Here is a 14,272-nt window from a genome sequence, read left to right as displayed (position 1 = left end):
CGCCTACTCCGCCGCCGAAAGCTCGGCCTTCACCTCATTGAGGATGCGCCGGCTCTCGCCCTCGCCGATACGGGCGATGTCATCCTGGTATTTCAAAAGCACCCCAATCGTGTCCGACACGGTCTCCGGATCGAGCGCCACTTTGTCGAGCTCTGTCAGCGCGCCGGCCCAGTCGATGGTCTCGGCGACGCCGGGCGCCTTGAACAGCTCGACCTGGCGCAGCTTCTGGATGAAGGACACGACCTCCGCCGACAGCCGGCGGTTCGCCTGCGGCACCTTGCGCCGCACGATCTCCAGCTCGCGCTCGGCATTCGGATAATCGACCCAATGATAGAGGCAGCGACGCTTCAGCGCGTCGTGGATCTCGCGTGTGCGGTTAGTGGTGATGATGACGATCGGCGGCTCTTCCGCCTTGATCGTGCCAAGTTCCGGGACAGTCACCTGGAAGTCAGACAGGATCTCGAGCAGGAACGCCTCGAAAGCTTCGTCGGTGCGATCGAGCTCGTCGATCAGGAACACCGGCGCCGCGCCAGCCTTGCCGGTCAGCGCGTCGAGCACCGGGCGGCGGATCAGGTATTTTTCGGAAAAGACGTTGCGCTCCATGTCGGAGCGCACGATCTTGCCCGCCGCCTCCTCCATGCGGATCTCGATCATCTGGGCGGCGTAATTCCACTCATAGACGGCCGAGGAGACGTCGAGCCCTTCATAGCATTGCAGGCGAATCAGCCGGCGGCCGAGCGCGCCGGCCAGCACCTTGGCGATCTCCGTCTTGCCGACACCCGCCTCGCCTTCGAGGAACAGGGGCCGCTTCATGCGCAGCGATAAAAACAGCACGGTCGCCAGCGAGCGGTCCGCGACATAGTCCGCGCCGGTCAACAGATCGAGCGTTTCGTCGATCGTTTTCGGCGCGGGGCGCGGCGAGGTCATCTTGTCTCCGTGGATTCCGCCCGCCCGTTTCAAAGAAAATGGTAGCCGCGGTTGTGGTAGATCAGCGGCCGCAAATTATCGCCGATGCGCAGGCCTGTCACCTTGCCAAAAAGCACACGGTGGGTGGCAAGATCCTTGCTATCGATGATCTCGCAGTCGAACACGGCAAGGGCGCCTTTCAGGGCCGGCGCGCCGGTCGAGATCACATCCCACTCGGCCAGCGCAAAGCGCTCCTCCACCGGCAGGCCGGTGACGCCGGAAAAGCCGACGGAGACGGCTTCCTGATCCGAGGCGAGCGTGTTCAGCGCAAACCTGCCGTTCTTGATAAAGGCCTCGTTCTTGACGTTCTCACGGTTGAGGCAGACCAGGAGCGTCGGCGGTGTGTCCGAGACCGAACATGCGGCGATGACCGTCGCGCCCCGTTTGCCGCCGGGTCCGTCCGTGGTCACCACATGCACATGGCCGGCAAAATGCGCCATTGCATCGCGATAATGCTGCGGCCCGATGTCATTGATCTTCAGCACCCGATAGTCCACCTGTCGAAACCAGTTCGTTATATATGGCGGCATATTGCATGCCACAAGTTGCCCGGCAGGGGCGAAGTGCTTGACGGCAATCCGCAAATTCGCGTGTTGCGCGCCGCTTAGCCAGCCTTTAGGCATTTCTTGGAATAGTGTCGGGACTGTATTCCCGGCATGGAGGATCTCTTAGCCCGAATGCGTCTTCTCACGACGACATCAGCCGTGCTGCTCTGGCTGTCGCTGGCCGCGAGCGCCGATGCCCAAGCGCTGATCGGCGTTGCGGCGCCGCTTTCCGGTCCGTCGGCGATCCTCGGCAAGCAGGTCGAGACCGGCGCGGGCCTGGCGGCGGAGGCAAACGGCATCGCGGTGAAAACCGTCGACGACGCCTGCACCGCCGAGGGCGGCGCCGCGGCGGCGAAGGAATTCGTCGACGCGAAGGTCAATGTCGTGGTGGGCTTTCTCTGCACCGAGGCGATCGAGGCGGCGCTGCCGATCCTGAAGGATGCCAACATCCCGGTCATCACGGTCGGCGTGCGCACCGAAAGCCTGACCGACCGGCGCGCCAAGACCGGCTGGCCGGTCTACCGGCTTGGCCCGCGCGGCGACGATGAGCGCAATGCGGTTACCGCCAAGCTTATCCAGCTCTGGCGCGACGACCTGTTCGCCATCGTCGATGACGGCACCATCTATGGCCGCGAGATGGCCGAGACCTTTCGCGCCGCGGCCGAGCAGGCTGCCTTGAAGCCGGTCTTCGCCGACACGTTCCGGCCGCAGCTCGACAACCAGATCGGACTAGTCGGCCGGCTGAAGAAGGCCGGCGCGACCAAGGTGTTCGCCGGCGGCGACGGCGACGACATCGCCATCATGGGTCGCGACGCCGCCCAGCTCGACGCCGGCATCACCTTCGCCGGGGGCGAGAACCTGCGCACGCCGCCGGGCGATGTGCCTTATGCCGTCGGCACGCTGATGATCGCCACGCCGGAATGGTCGGAGATTGCCGACCCCAAGATCGTGCAGGCCTTTGGTGCGAAGAACATCGCGCCGGATGGGTACACGCTGCCGGCCTACGCCGCGGTCGAGGTCGCCAAGGCCGCGCTGGCCGGCGCGGAAAGCTCCAGCCAGCCGCTCGGCGAAGCGCTGACCGGCCATGATTTTGCGACCGCGATCGGCACCATCCGCTTCGATGACAAGGGTGATCTCAGCCAGAACCCGTTCCGCCTCTTCCGCTTCGACGGCACGCATTTCGTGCCGCTGGAGGACAAGTGATGTTCCGCACCGGTCCGCGCAATCTGATCACTGACGTTGCCGGCCTTCGCGTCGGCAATACGGCCGACACCAGTCTCAAATCCGGCGTCACAGTGGTGCTGTGCGACGAGCCCGCGGTTGCCGGCGTCCAGGTGCTGGGCGGCGCGCCGGGCACGCGTGAGACCGATCTGCTCGAGCCGCAGAATTCGATCGCGATGATCCATGCCGTCGTTCTGTCGGGCGGCTCCGCCTTCGGCCTTGACGCCGCCTCGGGCGTACAGGCGGCGTTGCGCGAGAAGGACATCGGTGTGGAGGTCGGCGGCTTCCGCGTGCCGATCGTGCCGGCCGCGATCCTGTTCGATCTGCGCAATGGCGGCGACAAGGATTGGGGCCGTTACCCGCCCTATCGCGAGCTCGGCTATGAGGCCGTACAGGCGGCAACCGTAGATTTCGCCATCGGCACGGCGGGCGCCGGGACTGGCGCCCTGACCTCCGGGCTGAAAGGCGGGCTGGGCTCCGCCTCGACCGTGCTCGACAGCGGCGTCACCATCGGCGCGCTCGCCGCCGTCAATCCGACCGGCTCGGTGACGGTCGGCCGCAGCCGCCATTTCTGGGCGGCGCCCTTCGAGATCGGCGACGAATTCGGCGGCCTGGGCTATCCCGATCCGCTGCCGCAGGACGCCAGGAATATCCTGCTGAAATATCGCGACAGGCGCGTCGGCGCGCATGGCGAAGCCGGCAGCACCACCATCGCCGTCATCGCCACGGATGCCGTCCTGACCAAAGCCGCGGCCAAGCGGCTGGCGATTTCGGCGCATGACGGCTTCGCCCGCGCCATCTGGCCGACCCACACGCCGGCGGACGGCGATCTGGTGTTTGCCCTGGCGACCGGCAGGAGCGGCATCGAGCTCGGTGCAGATGCCGCGATCGACCTGTTCGCGGCGGCCGGTGCCACCATGGCACGCGCGATCAGCCGCGGCGTCCATGCCGCCACGCCCGCCGACGGTGATTTGTTTCCGGTCTGGTCCTCGCGCTGACCGGCCAATCAGGTCGGATCGGACTTTTCTTCCTCGAAGGTGACGGCGACATCCGAATTGGCCGAAAGCCATACCTTCTGCCCGTCGATTTCCGCGACCAGGGCGAGCGAAATATAATGGTGATGACCCTTATGCGAGCCCATGCCGCTGTCGGCCTTGGTCAGCTTGATCCGGTCACCCTCGACCTTGTCGACGGTGCCGATATGGACGCCATCGGCGCCGATCACTTCCATATGTCCGCGTATCTTGCTGATGTCGGTGCTCATGCTGGTCCTCCGCTGGATGGCGATGTGCCCTTTCGGATGCGAGACGGCCGACAATAACAAATGAACGCCGGATTGGATGCATCGCACGGCACGTCTCGTTCACCATGGCGTGATAGACATGACGCCGATGAGACAGATGAGGCCTAGCCTGCCAGGCCATGCGACGCGCGATAGGACTTGCCGCCTATGACGCCGTTGGAGCAAGTCCCGCTGCGCCGCGCTCTCACGGATCGGCTGCGTGCCGCAGTTCCTTCGGCAAGCGAGGCTGTTGTCGGAACCTTGCTCTGGGGCGTGGCCATGGGTGGCAGCGCGCTGACAAATCTTCTGCTGGCCGCATGGGAAACGCCCGACAGGATCCGCTTTGTCGCGCTGCTTTATGGCCTTGGCGGCGTGCTCGCCTTCCCGGTCGGGCTGACGCTTGCCAGGCTGCTTTCCCGCGGCCGTGATTGGGAAACGGCCTTGGCCGCGGCATTCGTGTCCCTTGTGACGACGACACTCGCCTTCACCGGCGGCCTGTTCGCCCTGCAATACCGCTCCTATTACGCCGAGTGGCATGCGCCGGCATTGACGCTGACTGGGTCTTCGAGTTCGCCTTCACGCTGGCGACTGCGCTCTACCAATTCCTCGCGCTTGGCGTGCGGCTCTATTTTCCGGCGGGTTTTGCGGCACTTGTCGGGGTCAGCATCTGGTTTGCGCGGCAGCGGCGTTGAGCATTGGGCCTGCCTCTGTTAGGACGCGGCCGACGCTTCTCCCAGGCAGGACTTAGAAAACGGATGATCCCTCGCTATTCCCGGCCGGAAATGGTCGCCATCTGGTCGCCCGAAACCCGCTTCCGCATCTGGTTCGAGATCGAGGCGCATGCCTGCGATGCGCTGGCCGAACTCGGCGTCATTCCGAAGGAAGCAGCAAAGACGATCTGGGAAAAAGGCGGCGCAGCCAAATTCGACGTCGCCAAGATCGATGAGATAGAGCGTGTGACCAAGCATGACGTCATCGCTTTCCTGACCCATCTCGCGGAATTCGTCGGACCGGATGCCCGCTTCATCCACCAGGGCATGACCTCGTCGGACGTGCTCGACACCTGCCTTGCCGTGCAGCTGACGCGCGCCAGCGACATCCTGCTTGCCGATATCGACGCGTTGCTTGCGGCGCTGAAGCGCCGCGCCTTCGAGCACAAGAACACCGTCACCATCGGCCGCAGCCATGGCATCCACGCCGAGCCGACCACCTTCGGCGTCAAGTTGGCCCAGGCCTATGCCGAGTTCTCGCGCTGCCGCGACCGGCTGCTGCATGCGCGCGAAGACATCGCCACCTGCGCCATCTCCGGCGCGGTCGGCACCTTCGCCAACATCGAGCCTTATGTCGAAGAGCATGTGGCGGCAAAACTTGGATTGAAGCCGGAGCCGGTGTCGACCCAGGTCATCCCGCGCGACCGGCATGCCATGTTCTTTGCCACGCTTGGCGTCATCGCCTCGTCGGTCGAACGCCTCGCCATCGAGATCCGCCATCTGCAGCGCACCGAAGTGCTGGAAGCGGAAGAATATTTCTCGCCGGGCCAGAAGGGCTCGTCGGCGATGCCGCACAAGCGCAACCCGGTGCTGACAGAAAACCTAACCGGCCTCGCCCGTATGGTGCGTGCCTACGCCATGCCGGCAATGGAGGATGTGGCGCTCTGGCATGAGCGCGATATTTCGCACTCCTCGGTCGAGCGCATGATCGGGCCGGACGCGACGGTGACGCTGGATTTCGCGCTGGCGCGCCTGACCGGCGTCGTCGACAAGCTGCTGGTCTATCCCGAGAACATGGAGAAGAACCTCAACAAGTTCCGCGGCCTGGTCCATTCGCAGCGTGTGCTGCTGGCGCTGACGCAGGCCGGCCTGTCACGTGAGGACGCCTATCGGCTGGTGCAGCGCAACGCCATGAAAGTCTGGGAGCACGGCGCCGATTTCCTCGAGGAACTGCTTGCCGACAAAGACGTGACGGCGGCGCTGCCCGAAGCCGAGATCCGTGAGAAATTCGACCTCGGTTATCATACAAAGCATGTCGACACGATCTTCAAGCGGGTGTTTGGGGAGGCTTGATCTTTCCTTCTCCCCGTTCACGGGGAGAAGGTGCCCGAAGGGCGGATGAGGGGCGGCGCCGACTTCGGTGACTATCGCACCCGTCTGTCGTGAAACATCCTTACGCCGGCGCTGCCCCTCATTGCCCTGCCGGGCATTTCTCCCCGTAAAGTGACGGGGAGAAAGACGCTGTCACCGACGTCGCTCAAGCTTTCCCAGGCACGGTCCTGATCACCGTGCCCCAAGGGTCCTCACGGCTCGTCTCATCCTTGACATTGTCCGAGCGCATCTCGACCCAGGCGAGGCCCGAGCGGGACGGATCGCGGCGGCCGGCGCCGGCGCTCTGCCAGGCATTGGCGCCGATATGGTGGTGGTAATGACCGGACGACAGGAACACCGCCTGGCTGCCATATTTGGCGACGGTGTCGAAGCCGAAGGCGTCATGCCACCAGGCTTCGGCATCTTCCGGCCGGCCGACACGCAAATGCACATGGCCGACAACGGTGTTTTCCGGCGCGCCCTGCCAGCCGGCATCGCCTGCCGGCACGCTTCCCACCACCGCCGGCAGGTTCAGCCGCTCGGTTGCCATGGCGATACGGTCGCCGTTCCATTTCCAGTCCTGCGGGAGGCGGTCGGCATAGATTTCGATGCCGTTGCCTTCCGGGTCGGTGAGGTAGAGCGCCTCGCTGACCAGATGGTCGGAAGCGCCCTCGATACCGATCCGGTTGGTGGCGGCGTGGCTGATCCAGCGGCCAAGGTCGGCGCGCGACGGCAAGAGAAAAGCGGTGTGGAAAAGCCCGGCGCTGCGTGGATCGTCCGGCTTGGCCGAAGAATCCTGTTCAAGCACAAGCAATTGTCGGTTGGCGGCGCCAAGCGTGATCGCCCCGTCGGCGCGGCTCAGTTCCTGCAGCCCGACGACGGCGCGGTAATAGGCAGCCAGGCTCTCGGCATCGCGCGTCTTCAACCCGACGCGCGACACGCTGACCGGGGTGGTCGCGGCAAAAGGCAGTTCGCTCATCAAACTCTCCGTTCGGCGACGTTCCCGATATGGGGCTTTCGAGGCCGCAGCGCTTGTTCCTTCTCCAAATCGTCGATTGCGATCGTTCACACAAGGCAGCACTTGTCGAACAAGTTGTTCACAATCGTGATCACCCGATATCGGCGACAGGGTTGCGGGCGAGAAAGCCGCTCGCTACATCCGCGCCATGAAAGTCAAAGACGCAGATATTCTGATCGTGCCGGGCTACACCAATTCCGGTCCCGAGCACTGGCAGACCCGTTGGCAGTCGAAACTGTCGACGGCGCGCCGGGTCGAGCAGGCGGAATGGAGCAAGCCCGTGCGCGAGGACTGGACGGCGAGCGTGGCGAACGCCGTCAACGAGGCAGAGCGGCCGGTGGTTCTCGTTGCGCACTCGCTCGGCGTCGCGGCGGCGGTCCAGGCCATCCCGCGATTCAAGAAGCCGGTCGCGGGCGCCTTTTTCGTGGCGCCACCGGACGTTTCCAATCCGGAAATCAGGCCAAGGCATCTGATGACCTTCGGCCCTTATTCGCGCGATCCCCTGCCTTTTCCATCCATCGTGATCGCCAGCCGCAACGATCCGTTCTGCGCCTTCGCAGTCGCCGAGGACATTGCCGCCGCCTGGGGATCGCTCTTCATCGATGCCGGCGAGGCCGGCCATCTCAACCACGACGCCGGCTTCGGCCCTTGGCCGGAGGGTTCGATGACTTTCGCCAAATTCCTGACGGAGTTGAAGGAGCCGTAGCGCCGGCTTCAGGAACCGATCGAATCCCGCATGCTCTTGAGCAGCGTCTTTGCGCCGAGCGAGATCAGCGTGTGATCCGAGCCCATGGCGAGCAGCCGGAAGCCCATCGACACGACGCGCCCGGCGATCGCCGGTTCGACGACATAGATCGCCGCATGCTTGCCGGCCTTGCGCGTCCGCTCGGCTATCGACGCGACCGTCTCCATCATGCTTTCCAGCGTCGAGCTGACAGTGGCGCCGTTCGACCAGGCGATCGAGAAATCCGACGGGCCGACAAAAATGCCGTCGATGCCGGGCGTATCCAAAATATCGTCCAGCGCCTCGAGGGCCGCCCGCGTCTCGACCATGGCGAAAGCCATGGTGCGCTGGTTCGTATCGCGCAGCCATTCGGCATGGTCGCCTTTGCCGTGACGCGGGAAGGCATAGGTCGGGCCCCAGGAGCGCTCGCCCAACGGCGGATATTTCATCGCGGCGGCGAACTGCCTTGCATCGGCAACGGAGTTCACCATCGGCGCGATCACCGCCTCGGCGCCGAAATCGAGCGCGCGGCTCGCCATGTCGAAGCGCCCGACCGGAATGCGCACCAGCGCCGGCTTGTTGGCCGCCAGCACCGGCACCAGGCCGCGCAGCACGCTGTCTTCGTGGTGTCCGCCATGCTGCATGTCCAGAGTGACCGCATCGAAACCCTGCTTGGCGATGATCTCGACCGTCAACGCGTCCGGCACGCCCGACCATGCGGTGAAAAGCGTTTCGTCGGCGGCCAGGCGGGATTTGAGCGACATCGGAACTTTCCTTGCTAACAATCCGCAGTTTTGGCCGGAAACGATGTGAAGGCAAAGAAAAACCGCCCGGTTTGGCCGGGCGGTCGATTGGTCCAGTCAGAGCAATACCAGGAAAAGTGTGTAACGGTTTTCCGTCCGGAATTGCGTAAAAACAAAGAGATAGCGCATGATGCCGAAAAGCGTGAAGCGGTTCTCGGGAGGCATCATGCCCACGCAGCCTTAGCTGTTCTTGATCTGCTCGATCGCCTGCGCCATCAGCTCGTCCATGGTCCGGCGAATCTGGTGGTCGGACTGGTTGACGCCGGCGGCGTCGAAATCCTTGCGGATCTTGCGGAAAACGTCGTGGTCGCCTGCTTCCTCGATATCGGACACCACCACTTCCTTGGCATAGGCTTCGGCATCGGCGCCGGATTTGCCGAGTTTCTCGGCGGCCCAGAGGCCAAGCGCCTTGTTGCGGCGCGCCGAGGCCTTGAAGCGAAGTTCCTCGTCGAAGGCGAATTTGCGCTCAAAACCCTCTTCGCGGTCTTTCATGCTGCTCATTACGTCCCTCCGATCAATCCGATTCGCTTGGCGGTGAATATGTGTGATGGGCAAGCACAAACCAAAAGGCCGCGAGCCGGTCAATATGCTTCGTCGCATGCTGCGCTGCGGCATTTCGGTCCCGAAAGCGGTTGATTCGCGGGATTTGCGGATTGAGCAAACAAGGCGATTGCGATAACACCGGCATTGAACGCCGCCTTCGCCATACTAATTTAGGCAGACGGGCAGGAATCGGTCACTTGCCGCCTGCCCGCAGATCCAGAGAAAAAATCAAATGAAAAATCGCCGCCGCATTTATGAAGGCAAGGCCAAGATCCTCTATGAGGGACCTGAGCCGGGGACGCTGATACAGTTTTTCAAGGATGATGCCACCGCATTCAACAAGAAGAAGCACGAAGTGGTCGATGGCAAGGGCGTGCTCAACAACCGCATTTCCGAGCACATCTTCAACCACTTGAACCGCATGGGCATCCCGACCCACTTCATCCGCCGGCTCAACATGCGCGAGCAGTTGATCAAGGAAGTCGAGATCATCCCACTCGAGGTCGTCGTGCGCAATGTCGCCGCCGGCTCGCTGTCCAAGCGCCTCGGCATCGAGGAAGGCACGGTGCTGCCGCGCTCGATCATCGAATTCTACTACAAGGCCGACGCGCTCGACGACCCGATGGTGTCGGAAGAGCACATCACCGCCTTCGGCTGGGCAAGCCCGCAGGAAATCGACGACATCATGGCCCTGGCCATCCGCGTCAACGACTTCCTGTCCGGCCTGTTCCTCGGCGTCGGCATCCAGCTGGTCGACTTCAAGATCGAATGCGGCCGCCTGTTCGAGGGCGACATGATGCGCATCGTCGTCGCCGACGAGATTTCGCCGGATTCCTGCCGGCTGTGGGACGTCGCCACCCAGGACAAGCTCGACAAGGACCGCTTCCGCCGCGACATGGGCGGCCTTGTCGAAGCCTATCAGGAAGTTGCCCGCCGTCTCGGCATCATCAACGAGAACGAGCCGCCGCGCCCGACTGGTCCGGTACTCGTCGCCTCTTCCGAGGCGCCCAAGGGCCTGAAGCACTAACTATTGACCGGCCTGCCTAAAAAGGCAGGCCTTTTTCTAAACGACTGTCTGCCCAGGAGTATCGATGAAAGCCCGTATCACCGTGACCCTCAAGAACGGCGTCCTCGACCCGCAGGGCAAGGCGATCGAGCACGCGCTCTCCGGGCTCGGCTTCGATGGCGTCGGCCAAGTGCGGCAGGGCAAGGTGTTCGACATCGAACTCGCCGGAACCGACAAGGCCAAGGCCGAAGCCGACCTAAAGGCCATGTGCGACAAGCTTCTGGCGAACACGGTGATCGAGAACTACGCGGTGGAGATCGCCTGACAATGAAATCAGCCGTCGTCCTCCTGCCTGGCCTCAACCGCGACCGTGACATGATCGCAGCGCTGACCAAGATTTCCGGCCAGGCGCCGGCGACCGTCTGGCAGACCGACACTGAAATCCCCGATGTCGATCTGATCGCCATCCCGGGCGGCTTCTCCTTCGGCGACTATCTGCGCTGCGGCGCGATCGCGGCGCGCATGCCGGTGATGCGGGCGGTTGCCGAAAAGGCGGCCAAGGGCGTGACCGTCATCGGCGTCTGCAACGGGTTCCAGATCCTGGTCGAGGCGGGATTGCTACCAGGCGCCCTGATGCGCAATGCCTCGCTGAAATTCGTCTGCCGGCAGGTGAAGCTTGAGATCGCCAACGCCAACACCATGTTCACCCGCGGCTACCAGCCCGGACAGGTCATCCGCTCGCCGGTGGCGCATCATGACGGCAACTATTTCGCCGATGCCGAGACGCTTGCGCGGATAGAAGGCGAAGGCCAGGTGGTGTTCCGCTATGCGGAAGACACCAATCCCAACGGCTCGATCAACGACATTGCCGGAATCGTCAACGACAAAGGCAATGTGCTCGGCCTGATGCCGCATCCCGAAAACCTGATCGAAGCGGCGCATGGCGGCAATGACGGGCGAGCGCTGTTCGAAAGCGCGCTCGGCGTCGCGGCTTGATCCTTTAACATCCTATCGGAACGCGGGGGCGGACTGACCATGAGACTGACGATCGCTCGCCTTGCTCTCCTGGCCGCCGCCGGGCTCGGCTTGGCTTCCTGCCAGTCCAGCCCAAAGACCACGCCGGTTCCCTCGGGCAAGAGCGCCTCGCTGCTTGCGATGGAACAGGTTGCCATCTCGGCGCATAAATGCTGGATCGCCAGCAAGGACCCGGCATTCAAGGCCTACCAGATGGCCAATGAGCTCAATTCCTACAGCGGCACGCCGCGCTTCCTGCTGGTGCCCGCCAAGCATTATGGCGGCAAGCCGCTGCTGGTGGTGCAGGCACAGGGCAATTCCAGCCGCGTCGACGCTTTTGGCCCGCTGATGAATGAGCCGGTCGGCGCGCGCATCGGTTCCGATATCGCCCGCTGGCAGGCCGGCAATCCGTCCTGCGCGGCTGCCGCCTGAAATTGTCATGGCCCGGTTCCTGCAGACCGCGGGACTGATTATCGGGCTGATTGCGCTTGTCCTGCAATTCGCCATCACCATACCGGCATCGATGGCGGCGGGACGCAGCCTGCTCGGCTCGGTCGTCTTCTATTTCAGCTTCTTCACCATCCTCACCAACATCGCGGCGGTGATGGTGCATGCTTCACTGCTGTCACTCACCGGCTATGCCTGGTTTCCGGCCTTTGCCGGATCGCGGACGCGGACTGGCGTAGCCGTGGCCCTGACTCTGGTTTTCATCGTCTACGCCACAGTCCTGGCGAGGCTCTGGCAGCCGCAGGGTTTGTTCCTGCTCTGCGGACGTCCTCTTGCACTATGCGACGCCGGTTCTGTTCGTGCTGTGGTGGCTGGTGGCGGGCGCCGATGGCAGGCGGCAGTGGAGCGACATCGCGTGGTGGATGGTCTACCCGGTCGCCTATCTCGCCTACGCGCTGATACGCGCGCCCTTCGCCGGCGAAGTGCCTTACCCGTTCCTTGACGTCGCCAAGAACGGCGCGGCCAGCGTCGCCGTTTCGGCGTTGGCCGTCACCGCGTTGTGCGTCGGGTTGAGTGTGCTCGCCGTGCTTGTCGATCACGGCGTCGGCCGGTTGCGGAGAAAGCCCGCAAACCGAAGATAGACCGTCACTCCCAGAACGCCCTGATGCCTTCGCGATGGGCATCGCAGCGCGAGATGCCGATATCCTTCAACTGATCGTCCGTCATCTCCATGAGCGCGAGGCGGCCGCGCCGGCGCTCCAGCATGCAGTCGATCTGCCTGGCGATGGAGCGGAGCATAACCGCTATGCGGCCGACGAAGCCGCGATGGGCCAGGGGCTCGACCTGTGCGCCAAAAACCGGGCGAGCATAGCGAATTGTCTCGATTGTATCCATTGTCGTTCCGCCTTGTTCCGATTGTACCTTAACAATCTCGAGATCGATATGAATTGACTCATCGCGCGGTGCAATATAGAAAATTGTTACCATGACAAATTGGCTCCCTGATCTTTCCTCCGGTTCCGGTCCGCTCTACCAGCGTCTTGCTGACAGCATTGAGTCAGATATCGACAAGGGCGTCATCGACGCTGGTGCAAAACTGCCGCCGCAGCGCGACCTCGCCTATGACATCGGCACGACCGTCGGCACTATCGGCAGGGCCTATCAGCTGCTGCGCGAGCGCGGTCTGGTGAGCGGCGAAGTCGGCCGCGGCACCTATGTGCTCGGCCAGCGCGCCGCAGACCCGAAGCCGGATTTGGAACCTGCCATCCAGGGCACGCGCCCCATCGACGCACCGAGCGGCAAGCTGCGCTTCGACAGCACCGCCGCGCCCGATGTCGGCCAGGGCGCGGTGATTGCCGACATGCTGGCACGCACGGCGCAGGAGCATCCGCACGACATTTCGAGCTATACGCGGGATTTTCCCGAACGCTGGTACGAAGCCGGAAGCCGCTGGCTGGCGCGCAATGCCTTCCGCCCCTCGCTCGATTCGATCGTGCCAACGCTGGGTACCCATGCCGCGGTCATGGCGGCGATCGCGGCGCTGACCATGCCCGGCGACTACGTGGTCTTCGAGCATCTCACCTATTCGCAGATCGCGCGCAGCGCCGGGCTGATCGGCCGCCGCACGGCGCTGGTTTCGGCTGACGAGGACGGTATCGACCCGGATGATTTCGAGCGCGTCTGCGCGCAGAAACACCCAAAGCTGATGTTCCTGATGCCGACCGCGAAGAACCCGACGCTGGTGACGTTGTCGGCGGAGCGGCGGCAGGCGATCGCGCGGATTGCGCGCGAGTACAATGTCGCGCTGATCGAGGACGATCTTTACGGCGAGCTCACCGACGACCCGACACCGCTGCTGGCTGAATATGCGCCCGAGCGCACGATCGTCGCCGGCGGCCTGTCGAAGTCGGTCGCGGCAGGCGTGCGCGGCGGCTGGCTTTCCTGCCCGCCGGCCTACCGCCACCGCATCCGTGTCGCCCACAAGATGATGACCGGCGGCCTGCCCTTCCTGCTGGCCGAGGTCGGCACGCGACTGGTGATGTCGGGGCAGGCGGGCGAGATTCGCAAGCGCTGCATTGCCGAAATCCAGGCGCGCCTCGCCATCGTGCGCGACGTGCTGGCGGGGTTCGACATCAAGACGCGGGACAACGTGCCCTTCGTCTGGCTGACCTTGCCGGACCCGTGGCTGTCCGGCACTTTCAAGAACGCCTGCCTGGCGCAAGGCGTGCTCATCGACGACGAGGACGAATTCAAGGCCGGCCGCTCCGAGCAGGTCTTTCACGGCGTGCGCTTTGGCGTGTCGCAGCCGCGGCAAAGCAAGGATGTCGCCGGCGGCGTCGCCGTCATCCGCCGCCTGCTCGACGAAGGCCGCGCCGGCTACGACAGTTTTTCCTGATCAAGCTGGCGAGTCCTAGGCCCTGACCCCCCCTTGTGGGCATATGCGCTAAGATAGCTTTGGCATGGCTTGAAACTTGCGCTTTCGTGGTGGCTCGCGCCAACGATGTCGCAAGGCATGGAGATTCTGGCGCAGGGTTGCCAAGGGCGGCTGAGTAAAGATGGCTGCGATCAGGGAGGCGACGATCTGGCGGGTAGCGCGCCACAGCAGCGGGCGCCCGTCGCTCA

The 14,272-nt window shown here is 63.8% G+C and carries 17 protein-coding genes and 1 pseudogene; 11 read left to right on the top strand and 7 right to left on the bottom strand.

Going from position 1 to position 14,272, the window contains the following annotated elements; all coding sequences use genetic code 11:
* Positions 1-3: 3 nt before the first annotated feature.
* Both O7A05_RS12395 and O7A05_RS12390 read right to left on the bottom strand, forming a co-directional pair.
* Entirely contained in the window at positions 4-927 is a 924-nt protein-coding gene (locus O7A05_RS12395) for an AAA family ATPase (protein WP_337093384.1), read from the bottom strand.
* Between the two features lie 29 nt (positions 928-956).
* Positions 957-1,451, bottom strand: coding sequence for a flavin reductase (locus tag O7A05_RS12390; protein ID WP_337093383.1), 495 nt, complete (start codon positions 1,449-1,451; stop codon positions 957-959).
* Positions 1,452-1,643: 192 nt separating this feature from the next.
* On the opposite strand from O7A05_RS12390, the gene O7A05_RS12385 reads away from it, so the two are divergent.
* Both O7A05_RS12385 and O7A05_RS12380 read left to right on the top strand, forming a co-directional pair.
* Entirely contained in the window at positions 1,644-2,714 is a 1,071-nt protein-coding gene (locus O7A05_RS12385; protein WP_337093382.1) for a branched-chain amino acid ABC transporter substrate-binding protein, read from the top strand.
* Entirely contained in the window at positions 2,714-3,730 is a 1,017-nt protein-coding gene (locus O7A05_RS12380) for a P1 family peptidase (protein WP_337093381.1), read from the top strand. The genes O7A05_RS12385 and O7A05_RS12380 overlap by 1 nt, the downstream gene beginning before the upstream one ends.
* Positions 3,731-3,738: 8 nt before the next feature.
* Here O7A05_RS12380 and O7A05_RS12375 read toward each other — a convergent pair whose 3' ends face one another.
* Positions 3,739-3,996: a DUF2171 domain-containing protein gene (locus O7A05_RS12375; RefSeq protein ID WP_040982323.1), complete on the bottom strand. Its 258-nt coding sequence runs from the start codon at positions 3,994-3,996 to the stop codon at positions 3,739-3,741.
* 297 nt (positions 3,997-4,293) lie between these two features.
* On the opposite strand from O7A05_RS12375, the gene O7A05_RS12370 reads away from it, so the two are divergent.
* Both O7A05_RS12370 and purB read left to right on the top strand, forming a co-directional pair.
* On the top strand, positions 4,294-4,728 hold the full coding sequence (locus O7A05_RS12370; RefSeq protein ID WP_337093380.1) for a hypothetical protein: 435 nt from the start codon (positions 4,294-4,296) through the stop codon (positions 4,726-4,728).
* A 41-nt stretch (positions 4,729-4,769) separates the two neighbouring features.
* On the top strand, positions 4,770-6,077 hold the full coding sequence (purB, locus tag O7A05_RS12365) for an adenylosuccinate lyase (protein WP_337093379.1): 1,308 nt from the start codon (positions 4,770-4,772) through the stop codon (positions 6,075-6,077).
* 184 nt (positions 6,078-6,261) lie between these two features.
* Here the strand turns inward: purB and O7A05_RS12360 are convergent, their stop codons facing one another.
* Positions 6,262-7,074 (bottom strand): VOC family protein, encoded by an 813-nt coding sequence (locus O7A05_RS12360; RefSeq protein WP_337093378.1) that lies wholly within the window; start codon positions 7,072-7,074, stop codon positions 6,262-6,264.
* A 187-nt stretch (positions 7,075-7,261) separates the two neighbouring features.
* On the opposite strand from O7A05_RS12360, the gene O7A05_RS12355 reads away from it, so the two are divergent.
* On the top strand, positions 7,262-7,819 hold the full coding sequence (locus O7A05_RS12355) for an RBBP9/YdeN family alpha/beta hydrolase (protein WP_337093377.1): 558 nt from the start codon (positions 7,262-7,264) through the stop codon (positions 7,817-7,819).
* Positions 7,820-7,827: 8 nt separating this feature from the next.
* Here O7A05_RS12355 and O7A05_RS12350 read toward each other — a convergent pair whose 3' ends face one another.
* Positions 7,828-8,601 carry an HpcH/HpaI aldolase family protein gene (locus O7A05_RS12350; protein WP_337093376.1) on the bottom strand — a complete coding sequence of 258 codons (774 nt, stop codon included), beginning with the start codon at positions 8,599-8,601 and terminating at the stop codon, positions 7,828-7,830.
* 219 nt (positions 8,602-8,820) lie between these two features.
* Positions 8,821-9,141, bottom strand: a complete 321-nt coding sequence (locus O7A05_RS12345) for a DUF1476 domain-containing protein (protein ID WP_217577192.1) — start codon at positions 9,139-9,141, stop codon at positions 8,821-8,823.
* A 274-nt stretch (positions 9,142-9,415) separates the two neighbouring features.
* Between O7A05_RS12345 and purC the strand changes: the two genes are divergently transcribed.
* The 5 genes and pseudogenes from purC to O7A05_RS12320 all read left to right on the top strand — a co-directional run bounded on the left by purC (position 9,416) and on the right by O7A05_RS12320 (position 12,291).
* Positions 9,416-10,210 carry a phosphoribosylaminoimidazolesuccinocarboxamide synthase gene (gene purC, locus O7A05_RS12340; RefSeq protein ID WP_040995384.1) on the top strand — a complete coding sequence of 265 codons (795 nt, stop codon included), beginning with the start codon at positions 9,416-9,418 and terminating at the stop codon, positions 10,208-10,210.
* Positions 10,211-10,274: 64 nt separating this feature from the next.
* Positions 10,275-10,514, top strand: coding sequence for a phosphoribosylformylglycinamidine synthase subunit PurS (gene purS / locus O7A05_RS12335; RefSeq protein ID WP_095765207.1), 240 nt, complete (start codon positions 10,275-10,277; stop codon positions 10,512-10,514).
* Positions 10,515-10,516: 2 nt separating this feature from the next.
* Positions 10,517-11,185: a phosphoribosylformylglycinamidine synthase subunit PurQ gene (gene purQ, locus O7A05_RS12330; protein WP_337093375.1), complete on the top strand. Its 669-nt coding sequence runs from the start codon at positions 10,517-10,519 to the stop codon at positions 11,183-11,185.
* Positions 11,186-11,224: 39 nt separating this feature from the next.
* Positions 11,225-11,635 (top strand): hypothetical protein, encoded by a 411-nt coding sequence (locus O7A05_RS12325; protein ID WP_337093374.1) that lies wholly within the window; start codon positions 11,225-11,227, stop codon positions 11,633-11,635.
* A gap of 7 nt (positions 11,636-11,642) precedes the next feature.
* A pseudogene (locus tag O7A05_RS12320) lies at positions 11,643-12,291 on the top strand (Pr6Pr family membrane protein).
* Positions 12,292-12,295: 4 nt separating this feature from the next.
* On the opposite strand, the gene O7A05_RS12315 reads toward O7A05_RS12320, so the two are convergent.
* Positions 12,296-12,637 carry a DUF1127 domain-containing protein gene (locus tag O7A05_RS12315; RefSeq protein WP_415926998.1) on the bottom strand — a complete coding sequence of 114 codons (342 nt, stop codon included), beginning with the start codon at positions 12,635-12,637 and terminating at the stop codon, positions 12,296-12,298.
* On the opposite strand from O7A05_RS12315, the gene O7A05_RS12310 reads away from it, so the two are divergent.
* Entirely contained in the window at positions 12,636-14,045 is a 1,410-nt protein-coding gene (locus tag O7A05_RS12310; protein ID WP_337093373.1) for an aminotransferase-like domain-containing protein, read from the top strand. The two genes, O7A05_RS12315 and O7A05_RS12310, sit on opposite strands and share 2 nt — an antisense overlap.
* The last annotated feature ends 227 nt before the right edge of the window (positions 14,046-14,272 follow it).

Source organism: Mesorhizobium argentiipisi (SeqCode), from assembly GCF_037179585.1.
GTDB lineage: Bacteria > Pseudomonadota > Alphaproteobacteria > Rhizobiales > Rhizobiaceae > Mesorhizobium > Mesorhizobium argentiipisi.
Note: the sequence above shows the minus strand (reverse complement) of the source record. Positions and strands in the feature narration are given on the sequence as shown.